At 62.0% G+C, this 21717-nt stretch carries 22 protein-coding genes; 9 read left to right on the top strand and 13 right to left on the bottom strand.

Annotated elements, in window-relative coordinates:
* Window positions 1–98: 98 nt before the first annotated feature.
* On the bottom strand, window positions 99–593 hold the full coding sequence (locus CFII68_RS08690; RefSeq protein ID WP_003204703.1) for a SprT family zinc-dependent metalloprotease: 495 nt from the start codon (window positions 591–593) through the stop codon (window positions 99–101).
* Between the two features lie 174 nt (window positions 594–767).
* On the bottom strand, window positions 768–1370 hold the full coding sequence (locus CFII68_RS08685) for a Yip1 family protein (RefSeq protein WP_018610315.1): 603 nt from the start codon (window positions 1368–1370) through the stop codon (window positions 768–770).
* 414 nt (window positions 1371–1784) lie between these two features.
* On the opposite strand from CFII68_RS08685, the gene ttcA reads away from it, so the two are divergent.
* Both ttcA and CFII68_RS08675 read left to right on the top strand, forming a co-directional pair.
* A complete protein-coding gene (gene ttcA / locus CFII68_RS08680; protein ID WP_003178962.1) occupies window positions 1785–2609 on the top strand; it encodes a tRNA 2-thiocytidine(32) synthetase TtcA in 825 nt (274 codons plus the stop codon).
* A gap of 64 nt (window positions 2610–2673) precedes the next feature.
* Window positions 2674–3348, top strand: coding sequence for a DNA-3-methyladenine glycosylase I (locus tag CFII68_RS08675; RefSeq protein WP_018610318.1), 675 nt, complete (start codon window positions 2674–2676; stop codon window positions 3346–3348).
* A 96-nt stretch (window positions 3349–3444) separates the two neighbouring features.
* Here CFII68_RS08675 and CFII68_RS08670 read toward each other — a convergent pair whose 3' ends face one another.
* From CFII68_RS08670 to arsC, 3 genes are read right to left on the bottom strand one after another with little or no spacing between them, the layout of a single operon-like run.
* Window positions 3445–3873: a DUF2069 domain-containing protein gene (locus CFII68_RS08670; protein WP_018610320.1), complete on the bottom strand. Its 429-nt coding sequence runs from the start codon at window positions 3871–3873 to the stop codon at window positions 3445–3447.
* The gene (gene wrbA / locus CFII68_RS08665; RefSeq protein ID WP_003204695.1) at window positions 3866–4471 is read right to left on the bottom strand and encodes an NAD(P)H:quinone oxidoreductase; all 606 of its coding nucleotides are present in this window, start codon (window positions 4469–4471) and stop codon (window positions 3866–3868) included. Before wrbA ends, CFII68_RS08670 begins: the two co-directional genes overlap by 8 nt.
* Window positions 4468–4821, bottom strand: a complete 354-nt coding sequence (gene arsC / locus CFII68_RS08660) for an arsenate reductase (glutaredoxin) (RefSeq protein ID WP_018610326.1) — start codon at window positions 4819–4821, stop codon at window positions 4468–4470. The genes wrbA and arsC overlap by 4 nt, the downstream gene beginning before the upstream one ends.
* Before the next feature lie 114 nt (window positions 4822–4935).
* On the opposite strand from arsC, the gene CFII68_RS08655 reads away from it, so the two are divergent.
* Window positions 4936–5403: a TlpA disulfide reductase family protein gene (locus CFII68_RS08655; RefSeq protein ID WP_018610328.1), complete on the top strand. Its 468-nt coding sequence runs from the start codon at window positions 4936–4938 to the stop codon at window positions 5401–5403.
* A 124-nt stretch (window positions 5404–5527) separates the two neighbouring features.
* On the opposite strand, the gene CFII68_RS08650 is transcribed toward CFII68_RS08655, so the two are convergent.
* From CFII68_RS08650 to CFII68_RS08635, 4 genes are all read right to left on the bottom strand, one after another.
* The gene (locus CFII68_RS08650) at window positions 5528–5932 is read right to left on the bottom strand and encodes an META domain-containing protein (protein WP_018610330.1); all 405 of its coding nucleotides are present in this window, start codon (window positions 5930–5932) and stop codon (window positions 5528–5530) included.
* Window positions 5932–6366, bottom strand: coding sequence for a hypothetical protein (locus CFII68_RS08645; protein ID WP_018610332.1), 435 nt, complete (start codon window positions 6364–6366; stop codon window positions 5932–5934). The genes CFII68_RS08650 and CFII68_RS08645 overlap by 1 nt, the downstream gene beginning before the upstream one ends.
* Window positions 6367–6559: 193 nt before the next feature.
* Window positions 6560–7549 (bottom strand): 2-hydroxyacid dehydrogenase, encoded by a 990-nt coding sequence (locus CFII68_RS08640; protein ID WP_018610334.1) that lies wholly within the window; start codon window positions 7547–7549, stop codon window positions 6560–6562.
* Between the two features lie 191 nt (window positions 7550–7740).
* Window positions 7741–10491: a response regulator gene (locus tag CFII68_RS08635; RefSeq protein WP_018610335.1), complete on the bottom strand. Its 2751-nt coding sequence runs from the start codon at window positions 10489–10491 to the stop codon at window positions 7741–7743.
* An 817-nt stretch (window positions 10492–11308) separates the two neighbouring features.
* On the opposite strand from CFII68_RS08635, the gene cysM reads away from it, so the two are divergent.
* The 5 genes from cysM to CFII68_RS08605 all read left to right on the top strand — a co-directional run bounded on the left by cysM (window position 11309) and on the right by CFII68_RS08605 (window position 17530).
* Complete coding sequence (cysM, locus tag CFII68_RS08625; RefSeq protein WP_003204682.1) at window positions 11309–12211, top strand: cysteine synthase CysM; 903 nt, start codon at window positions 11309–11311, stop codon at window positions 12209–12211.
* The gene (gene rlmD, locus CFII68_RS08620; RefSeq protein WP_018610340.1) at window positions 12211–13581 is read left to right on the top strand and encodes a 23S rRNA (uracil(1939)-C(5))-methyltransferase RlmD; all 1371 of its coding nucleotides are present in this window, start codon (window positions 12211–12213) and stop codon (window positions 13579–13581) included. Before cysM ends, rlmD begins: the two co-directional genes overlap by 1 nt.
* Before the next feature lie 100 nt (window positions 13582–13681).
* Window positions 13682–15928 (top strand): GTP diphosphokinase, encoded by a 2247-nt coding sequence (gene relA, locus CFII68_RS08615; RefSeq protein ID WP_003204671.1) that lies wholly within the window; start codon window positions 13682–13684, stop codon window positions 15926–15928.
* A gap of 202 nt (window positions 15929–16130) precedes the next feature.
* Window positions 16131–16964, top strand: coding sequence for a nucleoside triphosphate pyrophosphohydrolase (gene mazG, locus CFII68_RS08610; protein WP_018610342.1), 834 nt, complete (start codon window positions 16131–16133; stop codon window positions 16962–16964).
* Window positions 16965–16990: 26 nt separating this feature from the next.
* Window positions 16991–17530: a DUF2058 domain-containing protein gene (locus tag CFII68_RS08605; RefSeq protein ID WP_003204668.1), complete on the top strand. Its 540-nt coding sequence runs from the start codon at window positions 16991–16993 to the stop codon at window positions 17528–17530.
* Between the two features lie 187 nt (window positions 17531–17717).
* Here the strand turns inward: CFII68_RS08605 and CFII68_RS08600 are convergent, their stop codons facing one another.
* The 4 genes from CFII68_RS08600 to purM form a co-directional block, all read right to left on the bottom strand.
* The gene (locus tag CFII68_RS08600) at window positions 17718–17912 is read right to left on the bottom strand and encodes a hypothetical protein (protein WP_018610345.1); all 195 of its coding nucleotides are present in this window, start codon (window positions 17910–17912) and stop codon (window positions 17718–17720) included.
* A 295-nt stretch (window positions 17913–18207) separates the two neighbouring features.
* Window positions 18208–18921, bottom strand: a complete 714-nt coding sequence (locus CFII68_RS08595; protein WP_018610347.1) for a DUF3108 domain-containing protein — start codon at window positions 18919–18921, stop codon at window positions 18208–18210.
* An 8-nt stretch (window positions 18922–18929) separates the two neighbouring features.
* Entirely contained in the window at window positions 18930–19580 is a 651-nt protein-coding gene (gene purN / locus CFII68_RS08590; protein WP_018610350.1) for a phosphoribosylglycinamide formyltransferase, read from the bottom strand.
* Window positions 19580–20638, bottom strand: a complete 1059-nt coding sequence (gene purM / locus CFII68_RS08585) for a phosphoribosylformylglycinamidine cyclo-ligase (RefSeq protein ID WP_018610352.1) — start codon at window positions 20636–20638, stop codon at window positions 19580–19582. Before purM ends, purN begins: the two co-directional genes overlap by 1 nt.
* A 366-nt stretch (window positions 20639–21004) precedes the next feature.
* Here purM and CFII68_RS08580 point away from each other — a divergent pair.
* Window positions 21005–21717, top strand: a 713-nt coding sequence (locus CFII68_RS08580) for a DUF2066 domain-containing protein (protein ID WP_018610354.1), incomplete at its 3' end; no start/stop codon positions are given.

Here is a 21717-nt window from a genome sequence, read left to right on the forward strand (position 1 = left end):
GAGCAAGCCCGCTCCCACAGGGATTTGTTAACACCGAAGATCCAGTGTGGGAGCGGGCTTGCTCGCGAAGGGGCCAGCCCAGCCACCACAAAAGCCTGCTATTCCACCCGGGTCTCCCCACTGAACACCAAGGTATTGCGGCAGCTCCGGCACAAATACCGCCGCCCCTGGCGCACCAGGCTGTGGCGCTGGGCCGAGAACGGGAAGTCGCTGCCGTCGCAGGGGCATTTGTAGATGTAGCGGGTCACGCTGCGGCGTTTGATTTCGTAGGTGTGGCAGCGGTTGGGCGGCAGTTCGTAGACCCCGCGCATGATCAGTTGCCATTCTTCGCCATGGGGCTGGATGCGTTCGCCAAACAGTTGATGGGCGATCAGGTGCGCGACTTCATGGGCGACGGTCTGCTTGAGGAAGTCTTCGGCGTTTTCCCGGTACAACTGTGGATTGAAGCGCAGCAGGTTTTCATGCAGGTGCGCAACACCGGCCTTCTGGCCACGCAATTTGAAGCTGACCACCGGGCGTTTGAAAGGACGTTTGAAAAAGGATTCGGCTTGTTGGTAACACTCTTCGACGCGGGTATTGAGTTGCTCGAGCATGCTTTACGGGTCTCCAGAAGCCCGAGTATGCCGCAAGCGTCGGCCGTTGCGAATCGTCCAGGCGCTCAGTGGTCGTTTCGCGCGGCTCAAACACAGGAAGGCCGCCTTGCGGCGGCCTGTGTCGGCAGATCCTGCTTTTTTATTGGAGGGGACTATCGGGACGGTTTCAATCCTTCAACTGGTATAGACCGGGCCGACGCCCAGCCCCCAGACGATGACCGTGAACGCCATGATGGCCACCAGCACCACGAGGCCGACGGCGAGTACCGAACTGGAAAACAGAAAACCTTCGTCCTGGGGAATGTTCATGAACGTCGGCAGGCCCACATACAGCAGGTAGACCGTGTAGCAGATCGCCGCCGTGCCGACGATCATTCCCAGCCACATGTGCGGGTAGAGCGCCGCCAGGCCGCCGATGAACAAAGGTGTCGCGGTGTAGGTGGCGAATGCGACGCAGCGGGCCAGGCTCGGATTGGCGTCGTAGGTACGGGCCATCCAGTGGATGAAGGCGCCCATCACTGCCACCCCGCCCAACATGGCCAGGTACGACATGACGGTCATCCACAGCGCACTTTCCTGGGTGAGCATGACCGGCGGACGATTGCCGATGACCCATCCCACCTGCGTGGTGCCGATGAATGCCGATACCGCGGGAATAGCCGCCAGGATCAGCGTGTGGGTGAGGTACATGTGGCTGATGCTTTCCTCCTGATCGCCACGGATTTCTTTCCATTCTTGATCAGGGTGGGTAAAGAGCCCCACGACATGATGGATCATAGTCAGTCACTCCTTTGTTATTGCCATCGCCCCCCAACGGAGCGCCTACGGGCCAAATGGCCGGGTAAGTGAAGGTCTGTAAGTGTGTGCGACCTTATGTCGCAGTATAGAAAGGAGTCACCCCGAGGGGGATGGGGGGCTTAGAGCAAATCGCGCTGTCGGCCGTGGTGCTAATCGCCGATGGGTCTGTACACAACCCTTGGCAAAGAAATTCACCTTGTAGCGAGGCGATTGTGGGAGCAAGGCTTGCCCGCGATGGAAGCGATGCGGTCTTTCAGAAACCGAGGCGTCTGTTTCGCGAGCAAGCTTTGCTCCCACAAACCCTGACCACAACAGTGGTGCATCAACTCTTCGCCGAAAGCCGGTTTTTGCGTAAAATGCCGGCCTTTCGTCACACCTCACGGATTTCGCGTCATGGGCACTCTTACGGTCAACCAGAACAAACTGCAAAAGCGCCTGCGCCGCCTGGCCGGTGAGGCGGTCGCCGATTTCAACATGATCGAGGACGGCGACAAGGTCATGGTCTGCCTGTCCGGCGGCAAGGACAGCTACACCTTGCTCGATGTGCTGATGCATCTGCAGAAAGTTGCGCCGATCAAGTTCGACATCGTCGCGGTGAACATGGACCAGAAGCAGCCCGGGTTCCCCGAGCATGTGCTGCCGGCCTACCTTGAGTCGCTCGGCGTGGAATATCACATCGTCGAGAAAGACACCTATTCGGTGGTCAAGGAACTGATCCCCGAAGGCAAGACCACCTGTTCGCTGTGCTCACGCCTGCGGCGCGGAACGCTCTACACCTTCGCCGATGAGATCGGCGCAACCAAGATGGCCCTGGGGCACCACCGCGACGATATCGTCGAGACCTTCTTCCTGAACATGTTCTACAACGGCTCGCTCAAGGCCATGCCGCCCAAGCTGCGCGCCGATGACGGGCGCAACGTGGTGATCCGCCCGCTGGCCTATTGCAACGAGAAAGACATCCAGGCCTATTCGGATTTCAAGCAGTTCCCGATCATCCCCTGCAACCTGTGCGGCTCCCAGGAAAACCTGCAACGCCAGGTGGTCAAGGAGATGCTCCAGGAATGGGAACGCAAGACCCCGGGTCGTACCGAGAGCATTTTCCGCGGCTTGCAGAACGTCATTCCGTCGCAACTGGCGGACCGCAACCTGTTCGACTTCACCAACCTGCGCATCGACGAAAACGCCACGCCGCGGTTCGTCAATGTGGTGAACCTCTGACTCTACCGATAGTTATTACGGCGCTTTCAAGCGCCGTTTTCATTTTTAACCCCCAGGAGAGGGCATGCGCGATTACAAGTGGCTGCACGAGTACTGTCTGAACCGCTTCGGTTCGGCGGCTGAGCTGGAAGCCCACCTGCCGGTGCCCAAGACTGCGGCGCAACTGCGCAAGATCGGCGACGACCGTTACCTCTCGACCATGGCGCTGCGGGTGTTCCGCGCCGGGCTCAAGCACAGCCTGGTGGACGCCAAGTGGCCGGCCTTTGAAGAGGTGTTCTTCAAGTTCGATCCGGAGAAAGTCGTGCTGATGAGCGCCGAGCACCTGGAGCGGTTGATGCAGGACGCGCGGATCATCCGCCACCTGGGCAAGCTCAAGAGCGTGCCGCGCAACGCGCAGCTGATATTGGACGTGGCCCATGAAAAGGGCAGCTTCGGCGCGCTGGTTGCCGACTGGCCGGTGACTGACATCGTCGGCCTGTGGACCTACCTGAAAAAGCACGGCCATCAACTGGGCGGCCTCTCGGCGCCGCGCTTTTTGCGGATGATGGGCAAGGACACCTTCGTGCCCAGCTATGACGTCGTGGCCGCGCTCAATGCTCAGGAGATCATCGACAAGGTCCCCACCAGCCTGCGGGACCTGGCGACGGTGCAAAATGCCTTCAACCAGTGGCATGAAGAGAGTGGGGGGCGGCCGATGAGCCAGATATCGATGATGCTGGCTTACACCGTCAATCATTGAAACCGAGTTGCACCCATCGCGAGCAGGCTCGCTCCCACATGAGGTTTGTGGCGTTCACGAATCCCCTGTGGGAGCGAGCTTGCTCGCGATAGCGGCCTATAAGGCAACGGCGGGTTCACCTTCTCCCGCCAACCGCCGATTCAACTGAAACCGCCAACGCACATACAGCAACGCCGAGCAGAACACGGCCACGCTCGCCGCCATTTCCAGCACGCCGAACAGTTGCCGGTTCGGGTCATAGGCCGCCAGCGCGCCCTTGATAAAATACAAATTCACCACGAAGCACATCCACGAGTGTCCGCGGGCGCTGCCGGTGAGCATGCCGGGGGCGAGTAGCAGCAGCGGCACAAGTTCGATCAGCAGAATGACCCAGGGGCGCGCGCCGTGCAGATCGGCGATCAGCAGGTAGTACGCGCTGAGCAACCCCACCAGGCCGAAAAAGCACAGCAGGCTGAGGACGCGGGCGAGGCGTACGCGCGGTTCCAGCCATTGGATGGAAGGCAGGATCTTCGGCTTCTTAGCCACGGCCGTTCTCCAGCAACAGGGCGGTTTTCGCCAGGCGCAAACCCAAGGCGCGGCACAGGGCGACCTCATGTTCGTTCAAGCCGCTTTTGCCGTCGGCCCCGGCGTGATGGCTCGGGCCGTAGGGCGTACCGCCGCCCTGGGTGTCGATCAAGGCCGATTCACTGTAGGGCAGGCCGGTGATCAGCATGCCGTGGTGCAGCAGCGGCAGCATCATCGACAGCAGGGTGGTTTCCTGGCCGCCGTGCAGGCTCGCGGTGGAGGTGAATACCCCGGCCGGTTTGCCCACCAGCGCGCCGGTCAGCCACAGGTTGCTGGTGCCGTCGAGAAAGTACTTGAGCGGCGCGGCCATGTTGCCGAACCGGGTCGGGCTGCCCAAGGCCAGGCCAGCGCAGTTCTTCAGGTCATCGAGGCTGGCGTAGAGTGGGCCTTGCTCCGGGATGTCCGGGGAAACCGCTTCGCACTCGGCAGAAATCGCCGGGACCGTACGCAACCTGGCTTCCAGCCCGGCCTGCTCGACACCACGGGCGATCTGCCGGGCCATTTCGTTGGTGGAGCCGCTGCGGCTGTAATACAACACCAGGATGTACGGCGTGGTCACGGCAGGATCTCCAGGATTTTCTCCGGCGGACGGCCGATCATGGCCTTTTCCCCGGCTTCCAGAATCGGCCGTTCCATGAGCTTCGGGTGGGCGGCGATGGCGGCGATCAACTGGGCCTGGCTGAGGCTTTCGTCGGCCAGGTTCAAGTCTTTGTATTCGTCTTCGCCGGTGCGCAGCAACTGCCGGGCGGTGATGCCGAGCTTGCCCAGCAGGCGTTCCAGGTGCGCGGCGTCGAGTGGGGTTTCCAGGTAGCGGACCACGGTGGGCGTCAGGCCACGGGCCTCCAACAGTTCCAGCGCACCGCGGGATTTCGAGCAGCGCGGGTTGTGATAAAGCGTCAGATCGGTCATGAGTGGGTCGCATCTTGCGTAAGGTGGCGGCTATTCTACTGTGCCGCGAAGCCCCTAGCACCTGAGAGAGGCGACGGGTCGCAGCAGCGTTCACATTCAGACAAGGATTGGCACATGGCAAGGCGATTGACGGCGGCACTGACATTCATCGGCATTTTGTTGCTCGCCGGTTGTGGGAACGACTACGGCGTGGACCAGAACGGCCAGGCCATTGCCTCGCAGCGGTTGGACAAACAATGGGTGGTGCTCAACTACTGGGCCGAATGGTGTGCGCCGTGCCGTACCGAAATCCCGGAATTCAATGCCTTGGCCGAACAGCTCAAGGGGCGCAACATCGGTGTGTTCGGGGTCAACTTCGACCAGGTACAGGGCGAAGAACTCAAGAGTGCCAGCGACAAGATGGGGATTCGCTTCACGGTGCTGGCCCGGGATCCGGCCGAGATCTTCGACCTGCCTCGCAGCGAAGGGCTACCGGTGACGTACATCATCGATAACCAGGGCAAGGTGCGCGAGCAGTTGCTGGGGGAGCAGACGGCGGCGGGGGTGATGGCCAAGCTTGAGGCGTTGCAGGCGCTCAAGTGATGATCGTTCCCACGCTCTGCGTGGGAATGCAGCCCGGGACGCTCTGCGTCCCAAAAGCGGAACGCGGAGCGTCCCCAGAGGCGTTCCCACGCGGAGCATGGGAACGATCAAGTGGGGCCGGTGCTCAGCCCTCTTCCAACCACCAACGCAGCGGCTTGCCCTGGGCCGGCCAGAAGCGCATTTGGTCGATGGGCGAGATGTCCCAGCGTTCGACCTTTTCCAGGGCCTGCAAGAAGCGCGTTTCTTGCTCCATCACCGCCGGGGCACAGCGTTTGCGCGTGCTGCCGATCTTGCCGAAGCTCAAGCGGTGGCCCTCCTGGGTGTAGGGCGCGAACCAGTGGTTGCAGCCGCCGTTGCCATAGGCACGACCGTCATCCCCAAGGGTGATGGTCAGGTGGCTGTAGTCCATCAATGGTCGTTCACCGATCCACTCCAGGATGTAGCTGCGGTTGTGTTGCAACTGCACAGGTTCAGCGGCACACCCCATCAGGCTCATGCCGATCGACGCGGACAGGGCCAGACGTTTCATCAGGCGGCTTCCTGGCATTTCGGGCATAGGTGTTTTTCACCCACGGTGGTCCAGCCCAGTTCGGCGATCCGTGCGGTGGCGGCCGGTTTCTGGGCCTTGACGCCGAGCTTGGCATCAACGGCGAATTCGAAGCTCAATTCTTTGGCGCAGCTATCGCAGTTGACCTGCCAAGTGTGGATCGCCAGTTCGCCGAACACCGGACCGGTGGCCATGGCGGTCCATTGGCCCATGGGCTTGAGCAGGTGCCGCACGGTGTCCACGGTCAGGCGCATGGACAAGTCCTTGCTGCCCTTGAGCGTGACGAGCAACACATCATTGGCCTGGATCGAACCGCCATTGCCGGTGACCTGGTAGCGGCCCGGCGCCAGCGCGCGGACTTCGGTCAAGGTGTGCTGGGGGTTCATCAGGGTGTAGCGGAAATCGTGTTCGGCCATGGGTCCTCCAAATAGGCGCGACATGCTAGCACGGGGCATGGGTTGGGATGGTCAACCACGAATCTTGCCGACGAAACTCCATCCCTAATGTGGGAGCGGGCTTGCTCGCGAAGGCGGTGTGTCAGCAACACATAGGCTAACTGAAACACCGCCTTCGCGAGCAAGCCCGCTCCCACAGGGGGGACTGGGAGGATCAGCTGTCTACCAGGTTTTGCGGCGTGCCGGCCGCCCAGGCGGCGATGTTGTCCAGGGTGGTCATGGCAATCGCTGCCAACGCTTCATGGGTCAGGAACGCCTGGTGGGCGGTGACAATCACATTGGGAAAGGTCAACAGCCGTGCCAGCACGTCATCCTGCAAGGGCAGGTCGGAGCGGTCCTTGAAAAACAACTGGGCCTCTTCCTCGTAGACATCCAGTCCCAGGTAGCCCAACTGGCCGCTTTTCAGCGCCTCGATCAAGGCCGGTGTGTCCACCAGGCCGCCGCGTCCGGTGTTGATCAGCATGGCGCCGCGTTGCATCGCGGCAAGCGATTGAGCGTTGATCAGATGCCGGCTCTGTTCGTTCAGCGGGCAATGCAGGCTGATGATCTGCGCTTGCGCGAGCAGATCGGCCAAGGGCAGGTAGCGGGTGCCCAAGGCTTCGACCTGCGGGTTGGGGTAGGGGTCGTAGGCCAGCAACTGGCAGCCGAAGCCGGCCATGATCCGCGCGAAGGTAGCGCCGATCTGCCCGGTGCCGATCACTCCGACGGTCTTGCCCACCAAGTCGAATCCGGTTAGCCCATGGAGGCTGAAATTGCCGTCCCGGGTGCGGTTGTAGGCGCGGTGCAGGCAGCGATTGAGGGCCATGATCAACGCCACGGCATGTTCGGCCACGGCATGGGGCGAGTAGGCCGGCACCCGGACGATGCTCAAGCCCAGGCGCTGGGCGGCGAGCAGGTCGACATGGTTGTAGCCGGCCGAACGCAGGGCGATCAGCCGTGTGCCGCCTTCGGCCAGCCGCTCCAGCACCGGGGCACTGAGGTCATCGTTGATGAAGGCGCACACCACTTCATGCCGTTCGGCCAGGGCCACGGTGTCGAGGTTCAGGCGGGCGGGCTGGAATTGCAATTGAAGGCCCGCGGGCGTCGGGGCCTGGGTGAAACTGTCGCGGTCGTAGGTCTGGCTACTGAAAAAAATGACGCGCATGGCGGCCTCCTGGCAGAAAAAACTAGCCTGTAGGAGCTGTCGAGCGAAGCGAGGCTGCGATCTTTACGCTGACAATTGAGTCGCAAGCGAAAGATCAAAAGATCGCAGCCTCGCTTCGCTCGGCAGCTCCTACGGTCCGGGGTCGGAGCATGGATTTTCAGCGATTCCGGTTCCAAGGGTATTGCCCTGGATCAGGCGCTGATACGCGCCTCGCTCGCCAGGCGGTTGATGGCCCGCTCCAATTCTTCCAGGGCGGCGGCGGCCTTGGGATCCTGTTGCTTGAGCAGGGTTTCGCTGCGCTGGCAGGCCGCCCGCAATTGCGGTACGCCGCAGTAGCGGGTGGCGCCGTGCAGGCGGTGGACGCGTTCAATCAGCGCGTTGTGATCGTTGGCCTCGCAGGCCTGGCGGATCGCTTCGCGGTCGGCTTCCAGGGACGCCAGCAGCATCGCCAGCATGTCCGCCGCCAGGTCGGCCTTGCCGGCGGCCAGGCGCAGGCCTTCTTCGTGATCGAGCACCAGCAGTTCGCTGCTGCCCTGGGCGTCGCCGCCGCGCTCCGGCGATTGGTTGCGCAGGGCCAGGCCGGTCCATTTGAGCACCACCTGGGCCAGTTGCCGCTCGCTGATGGGTTTGGTCAGGTAATCATCCATGCCACTTTGCAGCAGGGCACGCTTTTCGTTGGCCATGGCGTGGGCGGTGAGGGCGACGATCGGCAGCGGCGTGCAGTGCCGCTCGCTTTCCCACTGGCGGATCGCCTCGGTGCTCTGGCGACCGTCCATGCCGGGCATCTGCACGTCCATCAAGACCAGGTCGAAGGTTTCCTTCTGTACGGCCTTGACCGCCGCATAGCCGCTTTCCACCGCCAGCACCTTGGCGCCCATGTCTTCGAGCAGGGTCTGCACCAGCAACAGGTTGGCCGGGTTGTCGTCCACGCACAGCACTTTCGGGGCGCGGCTGGAAACCGGTTCATGGGGTTCGCTGCGGGTCGGGCGTGGGTTGACCAGGTCGGAAAGCGAGCGGCGCAACTTGCGGGTGCAAGCGGGTTTGGCCTGCAACTGACTGTGAGGGTTGGGCACCGAGAGATGGTACAGGGTCTGTTCGGTGGTGGGGCACAGCACGAGCACTTTGCAGCCCAGGTGCTCAAGGTCCCAGATGTGTTGGTTGAGGCGCTCCGGTGGCATGTCGTTGCTGGTGATGCCCAGCACGGCCAGGTCGATGGCCTGATCGGTCTGGTGGGCGACGGTGATGCCGTTGGTCAGGCTTTCCAGGGTGTTGAACGGCGTCACTTGCAGGCCGCAGTCTTCGAGCTGGTGCTGCAACGCCTGGCGGGCCAGTTCGTGGTTCTCCAGCACCGCCACGCGCCGGCCCAGCAGCGGCGGGCCTGGCAGGTCTTCGGCATCGTCACGGGTCTTGGGCAGGCGCAGGCTGATCCAGAACTCCGAACCTTCGCCCGGTGTGCTGTCGACGCCGATTTCCCCGCCCATCTGTTCCACCAGGCGCTTGGAAATCACCAGGCCCAGCCCGGTGCCACCCGGTTGTCGCGACAGCGAGTTGTCGGCCTGGCTGAACGCCTGGAACAGCGCTCGCACATCCTGGTTGGACAGGCCGATACCCGTGTCCTGGATGCTGATACGCAACTGCACGCTGTCTTCGTGCTCGTCTTCGAGCATGGCCCGGGCGACGATGGTGCCCTCGCGGGTGAACTTGATGGCGTTGCTCACCAGGTTGGTGAGGATCTGCTTGAGGCGCAGCGGATCGCCCACCAGCGACAACGGCGTGTCCCGGTAGACCAGGCTCACCAGTTCCAGCTGCTTGGCGTGGGCGGCGGGGGCGAGGATGGTCAGGGTGTCCTGCAGCAGGTCGCGCAGGTTGAACGGAATGTTGTCGAGCACCAGCTTGCCGGCCTCGATCTTCGAAAAGTCGAGGATCTCGTTGATGATCCCCAGCAGGCTGTCGGCGGATTTCTCGATGGTGCCCAGGTAGTCGAGCTGGCGCGGGGTCAGTTCGCTTTTCTGCAACAGGTGGGTAAAGCCGAGGATACCGTTGAGCGGCGTGCGGATTTCATGGCTCATGTTCGCCAGGAATTCGGATTTGATCCGGCTCGCTTCCAGGGCTTCCTTGCGGGCCAGGTCCAGCTCGATGTTCTGGATCTCGATGGTTTCCAGGTTCTGGCGCACGTCTTCGGTGGCCTGGTCGATGCTGTGCTGCAATTCTTCCTGGGCGTTCTGCAAGGTACTGGCCATGCGGTTGATGCCCGAGGCCAGTTCATCCAGCTCCTGGCTACCCAGCGGCGGCAGGCGGGTTTCCAGATGGCCGTCCTTGAGTTGCGCCACGGCCTGCTTGATCTGGCTCAGTGGACGGTTGATCGTGCGGCCCATGCGCAGGGCCAGCAACGCGGTCAGGCACAGGCCGGCGCCGATCAGCAGCAGGCTGGCGAACAGGCTGCGATAGCCGCGCAGCAACATGCCGCTGTGGGACAACTCCAACTCGACCCAGCCCAACAGGCGGTCGGCTTCTTCGGGAATCAGTTCGCCCGCCAGGTTGCGGTGCTTGCCGAATACCGGCAGCAGGTAGCGCGTGGCGTCGTTGCCGGTGCGTTGCAGTAGCTGCGTGCTGTTGCCCTCCGGCGCCCGGTTGAGCATGGTCGGGCCGGCGTGGGCCAGCGGTATGCGGTCGGGGGCGAGGAAGGTTACGGCGCGCACGTCCGCCTGTTCGAGGGACTGGGTGGCGATGCGCTCCAGCAGATCGGTGTCCTGGCGGCTCATGGCCGGGGCGACCAGCGGGGCCAGTTGTTCGGCGATCATCTCGCCACGTTGCAGCAACTGGGCGTGCAGGTCCGATTGCTGCATCCAGGTGAAATAGCCGCCCAGGACCAGCGCCATCAGGCTGGTCGGCAACAGGGTCAGCAACAGCACGCGGCCTTTGATTCCCAGTTTCTTGAGCACACTTGTCTCCTGCATCCAGCGTCTGATTGAGCGGTGCGCGCATCCGGCACGCATTACCTGCGCAGTGTAGCGATTTGCGGGCGGGGGATCTTTGTAAAATTCGTGTCCACCGTGCATCACCAGTCTCAACCCTGGAAACCCGTTCGATCCTGCTCTACCTCCCGATGGAGGTCACATGTCCGTTCTCCCTCCCCAATCGCCAGCCAAACTTCACTGACACTCAGCAAGCGCGCCAATTGCGCCATCCGCAACCGAGGCACACCCCGCACGCTCCAGTTCGTCAGGCATTGAGGGCTAACACGTAGTACCTCGGCAAAAGCCGACGGGGCGATGTCGTACTCTTCCAATAGGTTGCGCAAGCGTTGCCCGCAGGCCTGTCGGGCGCTGGTCTGTGGATCTTTTTGTTTCGCGTTGACCATCGTTATTGCTCTGCATCTTGCTCGTACATTTAGCGGTGCGACTGTAAAGAACACGGTGTAAAGCCAGATAGCCTTGACCGCTTGGTTACCAATACAAAAGGAACGAACCCACAAACAGGCAGGAAGAGTGCTTACAGACGGTGCTTACAACAGATATGCATGCACGATTTGAGCGTTCAGATCTGTAGGAAAAGCATTCTGTGGAGTACCGAATCGACTACATGGGCCTGAGTATCAGGCGCTCGCGAGGATCCGGTGGCGAGTAGACAAGCTCCCCCGCAACGCAGCACACGCCTCGCTTATTCCCATAAGCCATAACCCCCTTACTTTGCGTGATATGGCCGCGCCAGGTTTGCCGGTATGATAGGCGCCCCCGCAGTCCGGATTGCGAATACGCCATGACTCTGCAGTACCCAACCATCGCCGATTGCGTCGGCAACACTCCGCTGGTCCGTTTGCAACGCTTGCCCGGCGTGACCACCAATACGCTTTTGCTCAAGCTCGAAGGGAATAACCCGGCGGGTTCGGTCAAGGACCGGCCGGCGCTGTCGATGATCACCCGTGGCGAATTGCGCGGGCAGATCCAGCCCGGCGATACGCTGATCGAGGCGACCTCCGGCAACACCGGCATAGCCTTGGCGATGGCAGCGGCGATCAAGGGCTACAAGATGATCCTGATCATGCCCGACAACTCCAGCGCCGAGCGCAAGGCGGCGATGACGGCCTACGGTGCCGAGTTGATCCTGGTGACTCAGGAGGAGGGCATGGAGGGCGCCCGGGACCTGGCCGAGCGCATGCAGGCCGAAGGGCGTGGCAAGGTGCTGGATCAGTTCGCCAACGGCGACAATCCAGAAGCTCACTACACCACCACCGGCCCTGAGATCTGGCGCCAGACCGACGGCACCATCACCCATTTCGTCAGCTCGATGGGCACCACGGGCACCATCATGGGCACCTCGCGCTACCTCAAAGAACAGAACCCGAACGTGCAGATCATCGGCCTGCAACCGATGGAAGGCTCGGCCATCCCCGGCATTCGTCGCTGGCCCGAAGAGTATCTGCCGAAGATCTACCAGGCCGAGCGCGTGGATCGCATCATTGATATGGCCCAGAGCGAAGCGGAGGACGTGACCCGTCGCCTGGCTCGCGAAGAAGGCATCTTCTGCGGCGTGTCTTCGGGCGGTGCCGTGGCGGGGATGCTGCGCCTGTCCAAGGAAGTTGAAAATGCGGTGATCGTCGCGATCATCTGCGACCGTGGCGACCGTTACCTGTCGACCGGCATTTTCGACGCGCCCAACTGATGGCCAAACAAGAAAGAGGCTTGCGCTTCCAGCCCAGCGGCGGAAGCCGGGCCCCGCAAGTGCCCACCGGTAAAAAGCAGCGCTTGACCATTGAGCGCCTGGCCAACGATGGCCGCGGCATCGCCTTTGTCGAGGGGCGCACCTGGTTTGTCATCGGCGCCCTGGCCGGCGAAGAAGTCGAGGCGCGGGTGCTCGGTGCCCATGGCAAAGTGGTCGAGGCGCGCACCGAGCGGGTGTTCCTGCCCAGTGAGCTGCGGCGTGCGGCGCCGTGTGTTCATGCCGGTCGCTGCGGCGGTTGCAGCGTCCAACATTTGCCCCATGACGAACAACTCGCCCTGAAACAGCGCATGCTCGCCGAGCAGTTGTCGCGGGTGGCCGGGGTGGTGCCAGAGGAATGGGCCGCTCCCCTGAGCGGGCCGGAGTTCGGTTATCGGCGTCGCGCCCGGGTGGCGGTGCGCTGGGACCAGAAGGCGAAAAAACTCGAAGTCGGTTTCCGTGCCGTCGGCAGCCAGGACATCGTTGCCATCGGTGATTGCCCGGTGCTGGTACAGCCCTTGCAGCCGATCATGAGCCGCCTGCCGGAGATGCTGCGTCGCTTGAGCAAACCCCAGGCGCTGGGGCATGTGGAGTTGTTCGCCGGTTCGTCCCTCGCGGTATTGCTGCGCCACATGGCGCCGCTGTCGAAGGCCGACCTGACGATCCTCAAGGACTTCTGCGTTTTCCATGAAGCCCAGTTGTGGTTGCACGGTGAAGGTGAACCGCAACCGGTCGAGCCCGGGCAGGCCCTGGGGTTTCGCCTGGATGCCTGGGACCTTGAGCTGGCGTACCGGCCGGGGGACTTCATCCAGGTGAACGCCGGGGTCAATGAAGCGATGATCGCCCAAGCCTTGCAATGGCTGGCGCCGCGCCCTGAGGAACGGGTGCTGGATCTGTTCTGTGGGCTGGGCAATTTTGCCTTGCCGCTGGCCCAAAGCGTGCGCCAGGTAGTGGCCGTCGAAGGCGTGCAAACCATGGTGGACCGTGCGGCGGCCAATGCCGTCAGCAACAATTTGAATAACACTGCCTTTTTTCAGGCTGATTTATCCCAGCCTCTGGCCGATGCCGAATGGATCGGCGAAGGCTTTTCTGCGGTACTCTTGGACCCACCCCGTGACGGTGCTTTCGAGGTGGTGCGCAAGCTGTCGTCCCTGGGTGCCAAGCGGTTGGTCTATGTATCGTGCAACCCGGCAACTTTGGCCAGGGATACGGTCGAACTGATCAAGCAGGGCTACCGGTTAAAACGTGCCGGGATTCTCGATATGTTTCCTCAAACGGCACATGTCGAGGCCATGGCGTTATTTGAAGCGAGCCAGGATGGCTTGTCCGACTGACCCGTTCGTGCCAACCCGCCACAGTCCTGGGCGCAAACACGGGCATGAAGGTCAGCGAAGTTGACGCATTGAATCTGCGTCGTAGGGAAGGTAAGTAAAGATGGTACAGGTGAGAGCACACCAGCCGATCAACACTGACGGCAGTATCAATCTCGAGGCTTGGCTCGATCATGCGGTCAGCGTCGACATGGCACTGGATCGCGAAGCCTTGAAAGCCGCCTGCGAGTTCGCTCGCGAGGCGGAGCAGCAACACAACGCGGCGAAGAACCTGTGGTCCGAAGGCACCTCGAGTTTCCAGACGGGCCTGGAGATCGCCGAAATTCTCGCTGACCTCAAGCTCGACCAGGACTCCCTGGTGGCGGCGGTGCTGTACCGCGGCGTGCGCGAAGGGCAGATCCAGCTACCGGTGGTCAGCCAGCGTTTCGGCACGGTGGTGGCCAAGCTGATCGACGGCGTGCTGCGCATGGCCGCCATCAGTGCCAGCCTCAGCCCGCGCCAATCGATGGTGCTGGGCACCCAGGGCCAGGTGGAAAACCTGCGCAAGATGCTGGTGGCGATGGTCGACGACGTGCGCGTCGCGCTGATCAAGCTGGCCGAACGCACCTGCGCCATCCGCGCCGTGAAGTCTGCCGATGACGAAAAACGCAATCGCGTCGCCCGGGAGGTGTTCGACATCTATGCACCCCTGGCCCACCGTCTCGGCATCGGTCACATCAAGTGGGAGCTGGAGGACCTGTCCTTCCGCTACCTGGAGCCCGATCAGTACAAGCAGATCGCCAAGCTGTTGCATGAGCGGCGGCTGGATCGCGAGCGCTTCATCACCGATGTGATGACCCAACTGCGCGAAGAGTTGCAGGCCACCGGCGTGGTAGCCGACATCAGTGGCCGGGCCAAGCACATCTACTCGATCTGGCGAAAAATGCAGCGCAAGGGCCTGGAATTCAGCCAGATCTACGACGTTCGCGCCGTTCGCGTACTGGTCCCGGAAATGCGCGACTGCTACACCGCGCTGGGGATCGTCCATACCTTGTGGCGGCACATTCCAAAGGAGTTCGACGACTACATCGCCAACCCCAAGGAAAACGGCTATCGCTCGTTGCACACCGCCGTGATCGGCCCCGAGGGCAAGGTACTGGAAGTGCAGATCCGCACCCATGCCATGCACGAGGAGGCCGAACTGGGCGTCTGCGCCCACTGGAAATACAAGGGCACCGACGTCAAGTCCGGGTCCAACCATTACGAAGAGAAAATCTCCTGGCTGCGCCAGGTGCTCGAGTGGCATGAGGAACTGGGTGACATCGGCGGCCTGGCCGAACAGCTGCGGGTCGATATCGAGCCGGACCGGGTCTATATCTTCACCCCCGACGGCCACGCCATCGACCTGCCCAAGGGCGCGACGCCGCTGGACTTCGCCTACCGGGTCCACACCGAGATCGGCCACAACTGCCGTGGCGCCAAGATCAATGGGCGGATCGTACCGCTCAACTACAGCCTGCAGACCGGTGAACAGGTCGAGATCATCACCAGCAAGCACGGTACGCCGAGCCGCGACTGGCTGAACCCGAACCTGGGCTACATCACCACCTCGCGGGCACGGGCGAAAATCGTCCACTGGTTCAAGTTGCAGGCTCGCGACCAGAACGTCGCCGCCGGCAAGACCTTGCTCGAGCGTGAACTCGGGCGCCTGGGCCTGCCGCAGGTGGATTTCGACAAGCTGGCCGAAAAAGCCAACATGAAAACCGCCGAGGACATGTTCGCCGCCCTCGGTGCCGGCGATCTACGCCTGGCGCAGTTGGTCAACCTGGCCCAGCAACTGGTGGAGCCGGAGCGGGGCAACGAGCAACTGGAGCTGATCCCGCGCAAGGCCACCGGCTACAAGCCAGGCAAGCGCGGCGATATCCAGATCCAGGGCGTGGGCAACCTGATGACCCAGATGGCCGGCTGCTGCCAGCCATTGCCGGGGGATGCGATCGTCGGCTACATCACCCAGGGCCGTGGCGTGAGCATTCACCGCCAGGACTGTGCCTCGGTGCTGCAACTGGCCGGTCGCGAGCCGGAGCGGATCATCCAGGTCAGTTGGGGCCCGGTGCCGGTGCTCACCTACCCGGTGGACATCGTCATCCGCGCCTACGACCGATCCGGTCTGCTGCGTGACGTGTCCCAGGTGTTGCTGAACGAGCGGATCAACGTACTGGCGGTCAACACCCGTTCGAACAAGGAAGACAACACCGCGCTGATGTCCCTGACCATCGAGATTCCGGGGCTGGATGCGCTGGGGCGGTTGCTGGGGCGGATTTCCCAGTTGCCGAACATCATCGAGACCCGGCGTAACCGGACGCCGGGGTGATCCCTAACCACTAATGTGGGAGAAAGCCTGTGGGAGCTGACCTGTGGGAGCAAAGCTTGCTCGCGATAACGGTGGGTCAGCCTCTATATGGGTTGGGTCCACAGCCCCAATCGCGAGCAAGCTTTGCTCCCACAGGCTCTCTCACCACAGGCTGCTCCTATGGATTATTTCCCACAGGGCTTTGTGTGATGAGACGGATTTAATGTACAGCCTTGAAGACCTGCTCCACCTGATGAACCGCCTGCGGGACCCGCAGTACGGCTGCCCGTGGGACATCCAGCAAACCTACGCGACCATCGTCCCTCATACCCTGGAAGAAGCCTACGAAGTGGCCGATGCCATCGAGCGCGGCGACTTCGATCACTTGCAGGGCGAGTTGGGCGACCTGTTGTTCCAGGTGGTGTATTACAGCCAACTGGCCCGGGAAGAAAACCGCTTCGAATTTGCCGGCGTGGTCGACAGCATCACCCGCAAGCTGATCCGTCGCCATCCCCATGTGTTCCCTACTGGTGATCTGTATGCGCCCATGGATATCCCGCGCCTGAGCGAAGAGCAGGTCAAGCAGCGCTGGGAAGAAATCAAGGCAGAGGAGCGGGCCGAGAAAGCCGCGGCGCCCGAGCAGTTGTCGTTGCTCGACGATGTGCCGGGGGCGCTGCCGGCGTTGTCCCGTTCGGCGAAGTTGCAGAAGCGTGCGGCCCAGGTTGGTTTCGACTGGCCAGGCCCGTTGCCGGTGCTCGACAAGGTGCGGGAGGAATTGGACGAAGTGCTCGAAGCCATGGCCGACAATGATCCGGTGGCCATCAGCGACGAGATCGGTGACCTGCTGTTCAGCGTGGTGAATCTGGCGCGCCACCTCAAGGTCGACCCGGAAACCGCCCTGCGCGACGCCAACGGAAAATTCGAGCGGCGGTTCCGATTTATCGAACAGGCATTGCGCGACACCCACCGTCCCATGGAAGATTGCACCCTCGAAGAGTTGGACGCCTTGTGGGGCGAAGCCAAACGTCAGGAAAAGAATTTGCCCAGCTGTGGCTGAGGCCGTTGCCTAAGTGAGTAAGCACCATGAGCCTTTCCCTTCGCGACCAGTTGCTCAAAGCAGGGCTGGTCAACCAAAAGCAGGCCAAGCAGGTCGGCAAAGAGAAACAGAAGCAGCAACGCCTGGCCCATAAAGGCCAGATCGAACTGGATGACTCCCAGCAGCGTGCCGCCCAGGAGGCGATGGCCGAAAAGGTCAAGCGCGACCAGGAACTCAACCGTCAGCAGCAGGAAAAGGTCGAGCAGAAGGCTCGGGCCGCGCAGATCAAGCAATTGATCGAAGTCTCGCGCCTGCCGAAGCTGACCACTGAGGACTATTACAACTTCGTCGACGACAAGAAGGTCAAGCGTATCTCGGTCAACACGCTGATGCGCAACAAGCTGAGCAGTGGCTCGCTGGCGATTGTCCACCATGCCGGCGGCTACGAAGTGATCCCGCGCGAGGCGGCCCTGAAGATCCAGGAGCGCGACCCCCAGCGCATCGTCCAGCTCAACACCCAGACCGAAGAAGTGGATGCCGATGATCCGTACGCGGCGTATCAGATTCCTGATGATTTGATGTGGTAAGCGGGGCTGTAAGCTAAACGCACAACCTGGAGCATCTGCAGAGGTCTCCAGAAAAACTGTGGGAGCCTGTGGGAGCAAAGCTTGCTCGCGATAGCGCAGTATCAGGCAATATTTTTCTGTCTGACACAGTGCTATCGCGAGCAAGCTTTGCTCCCACAGGCACAAGTCCCATAGGGGTTTGTGTTGTTCAGGATTCTGCTATCTCACGCGAGCGCTGCCGCTCCTCACGCTCCAGCTCGGCCTTGTAGCTGTGGGCGTCCGTTTCGGAGTGGAACATCCCCACCAGTAAATCCTGTTGATGCACATCCCAGATCCGGATACCGGCGGCAATGCCTTCGTGGGACATGTGAGCGTCGTCGCGTTCAGTTACTTTCACAGTCATCTTGCAAGCTCCAATCTCTGTTATCTGCAGCAAGGCGTGTGCAGGGCTTTGTTATAGATTTTGGTAGCGTGCTAAGTAAATGCTTCGGCGTGTTAAGAAATTTTCATGGAAAGCGCAGCAATCCTGCAGGCCAGGCGGTGCGCGGCATTCGGTCGCAGGTGGCGTTCATGAAAAAGGTTTCATGTGGCAGCGCCAATCCTTGAGCAAGCCCGCTCCCACAGGGTCATTGGGTGGTCATGAAGTCCTGGCAAATAAAAAGCCCCGCATCGGCGGGGCTTCTTGTTATCGGCGTCAATCAGCTGCCTTTCACAGCCTTGCCGTTGACCGTACCGTCCAGGAGCATGATGTTGTACTCCTTGCCGTCGGTCTCGACCTGTTGCAGGCGCACCAGCAGGTAGTCCCAGTCCTTGGCGAACCAGAGCACGGTGATGCGCTTGCTTTGTGTCGGGTCGCGCACGCGCTCGACCTTGATCGCCTCGATCTGGCCGGCCTTGGTGTCGACCTTTTCCGAGCCCAGCACGCGGAAGTCATAGGTATCGATTTCGCCATCATCGACGACCTGATAGCTCATGCTTTTCTTGCCGGCCGCCACGTCGTGCTGCAGGGCCAACTGGTAAGTGGATTTATCGACCATGCCACGGTTGAGCGGCAGCTTGACCGCGTCACCGCGATCGGTGCCGGTGACCATCTTGGTGTTCCAGTCGAAGTCCAGGTCGGCCTTCTTGGCTTTGCCCAGGCCACCGCGTTCGAAGTGGTAGGACTGCGGCAGCAGCGTGTCCTTGTCCAGGGTCAGGGTGCTTTCTTCGGTCAGGCTGGCGATCATCATCGAAGCCTTGAAGCTCAGCTTCCAGGTGCCGTTGGCTTCCTTGGTCAGGCTGCGCTCGGCAGTGCCGCTCATGGGCAACTGTTTCCAGTCGGCGGTGTAGCTGGCGGAGAACGGTTGAAGGTCTGCGGCCTGTGCCAGGGGCAAGGCAAGCAGAGCGCAAGCGAAGAGCAGGGCGCGACGCATAAAATCTCCTAGTATCGAATCAAATGGCCGCTGGCGGCGAGCAACTGGCCGTCCAGTGAGGCACCGCGATCGTCGAGGGTCAGCCTTCCTTCGGCAAACCAACGCACGGCCATCGGGTAGATCTGGTGCTCGCGGGTGTGAACCCGTTGCGCCAGGCTTTGCGGCGTGTCGTGCAACTCTACCGGTATTACTGCCTGTACGACCAGTGGTCCGCCATCGAGTTCCTCGGTGACAAAGTGCACAGAGCAGCCGTGCTCCGTGTCTCCGGCCTCCAGCGCCCGCTGGTGAGTGTGTAACCCTTTGTATTTGGGCAGCAGCGAGGGATGGATATTGAACAGGCGGCCCTGGTAGTGACGCACGAAGCCAGCGCTGAGGATGCGCATGAAGCCAGCGAGGACCACCAGTTGCGGATTGAAGGTGTCGATTTGCTCGATCAGCGCGGCGTCGAAGGCTTCGCGGCCCTCGAACGCCTTGTGATCCAGGACGCGGGTGTCGATACCCGCCTCCTTGGCGCGTTGCAGGCCGTAGGCATCGGCGCGGTTGGAAATCACCGCGCGGATACGGACCGGGCTGTCGCCGGTCCGTGTGCTGTCGATCAAGGCCTGCAAGTTACTGCCGGTGCCGGACAGCAGCACCACCACGTCACAGGTTGCGGACATCAGTGCGCCTTAAGGTTTTTCAGCTCGACCTGTGCAGCGCCTTCGGCCGCGATAGCGATCTGGCCGATGACCCAAGGCTGCTCGCCAGCTTCACGCAATACGTTCAGGGCCGTCTCGACGTGCTCCTGGGCCACGCAGATGACCATGCCCACGCCGCAGTTCAGCACGCGGTGCATTTCGGTTTCATCGACATTGCCTTTCTCTTGCAGCCAGTCGAACACCGCCGGGCGGGTCCAGCTCGCCACGTCGACCACGGCCTGGGCGCCTTTTGGCAGCACACGCGGGATGTTGTCCAGCAGGCCACCACCGGTGATGTGGGCCATGGCCTTGACGGCGCCGGTGTCCTTGATCAGCTTGAGCAGCGGCTTGACGTAGATGCGGGTCGGGGCCATCAGCAGGTCGGCCAGTGGCTTGCCGTCGAGCTGGGTGTTTTCGATGTCGGCACCCGAAACTTCGATGATCTTGCGGATCAGCGAGTAGCCGTTGGAGTGCGGGCCGGAGGACGGCAGGGCGAGCAGGGCATCGCCAGCGGCGACTTTCGAGCCGTCGATGATCTCGGCCTTTTCCACGACGCCGACGCAGAAGCCGGCCAGGTCGTAGTCTTCGCCTTCGTACATGCCAGGCATTTCAGCGGTTTCGCCGCCGACCAGGGAGCAGCCGGACAGCTCACAGCCAGCGCCGATGCCGGTCACGACCTGGGCGGCGGTGTCGACGTTGAGCTTGCCGGTGGCGTAGTAGTCGAGGAAGAACAGCGGCTCGGCGCCGCAGACCACCAGGTCGTTCACGCACATGGCCACCAGGTCGATGCCGATGCTGTCGTGCTTGTTCAGGTTCAGGGCCAGGCGCAGCTTGGTGCCGACGCCGTCGGTGCCCGAGACCAGGACCGGTTGCTTGTAGCCGGCCGGGATCTCGCAGAGGGCGCCGAAACCGCCCAGGCCGCCCATGACTTCCGGACGCGCAGTGCGCTTGGCGACGCTCTTGATGCGTTCGACCAATGCTTCACCGGCGTCGATGTCTACACCGGCGTCCTTGTAGCTCAGGGAGGGTTGCTTGCTCATGATCCAGGCCTTTAGGGGGGGGATTTCTGGGTAACGACCGACGCCGGGGCCATTGAATAACCGTTGTACGAATTATTCCGGGAGCCCAGCCATTGCCGGTCTGCGAAGGCGCGCGATTTTATCAGGCTTGAGGGGCAGCGGCCATCCTCGCGCCGACGGGCAGGGACATATCCACGGAAAAAAACCGATATTTCTTATATTGGTACTGCGTAGCGCGTCTGTATAAGGTGTAGCGGTAACCGGTTATGGTGATGACCGTGCGAAACTTCCACCGGGCGTGTGAATGTTTTGCCGGTTGCTGTGGTCACAGCCATGCTCAATCTTCTTCACACGGCCTGTTCCAGCCGTTATGTCCGGGAATCTTCCATGCGTTTGTTCAAATTCTTGTCCGTGAGCTGCTTGTCGCTGATCAGCCTGGCGAGCCATGCCGAAACCGTCAATGGCCTCTATCAGGTGCTCGAACCGGTCGCCAGCCAGACCCCGGAGGAGCGCAACCAGGCGACGCTGCGCGCCCTGGACACGCTGGTGCTGCGCCTGACCGGCGACGCCAAGGCTGCCCAGAATCCTGGCCTGGCGGCGATTCGCAAGGACCCGCAACAGATCATTCTTCAATATGGCTACGACGCCGGCCCGCCGGAAAGCCTCAAGGTGGACTTCGACCCGGCGAGCACCGACCGGGCATTGCGTTCGGCAGGCTTGTCGCTGTGGAGCGCGAACCGGCCATCGATCCTGGGCTGGTGGCTGAACGACTCAGCCGAGGGCTCCAGCCTGGTGGGCGATGGCCAGGCCAGCGCCACGCCATTGCGGCGTGCCGCCCAGCATCGGGGGCTGGCATTGCACCTGCCGCTGGCGGACTTGAGCGAGCAGATCGTTGCCACCGCACCCAACCTGGAAGGCAGCGACCCGGCGCCTTTGCGCGATGCCTCGGAGCGCTACGCGACAGACGCCTTGCTGGCGGTCCATGCCAAGGAAGAGGGTGGACAGTGGCACGGCACCTGGCGCTTGTGGCTGGGCGAGCAGCGTGAGCAGGGCACTGCCCAGGGCGCCGATCCGGCCGCACTGGCTGACGCGGTGATGCT

Origin of the sequence: Pseudomonas sp. CFII68, assembly GCF_000416195.1 — a bacterium.
Lineage (GTDB): Bacteria > Pseudomonadota > Gammaproteobacteria > Pseudomonadales > Pseudomonadaceae > Aquipseudomonas > Aquipseudomonas kilonensis.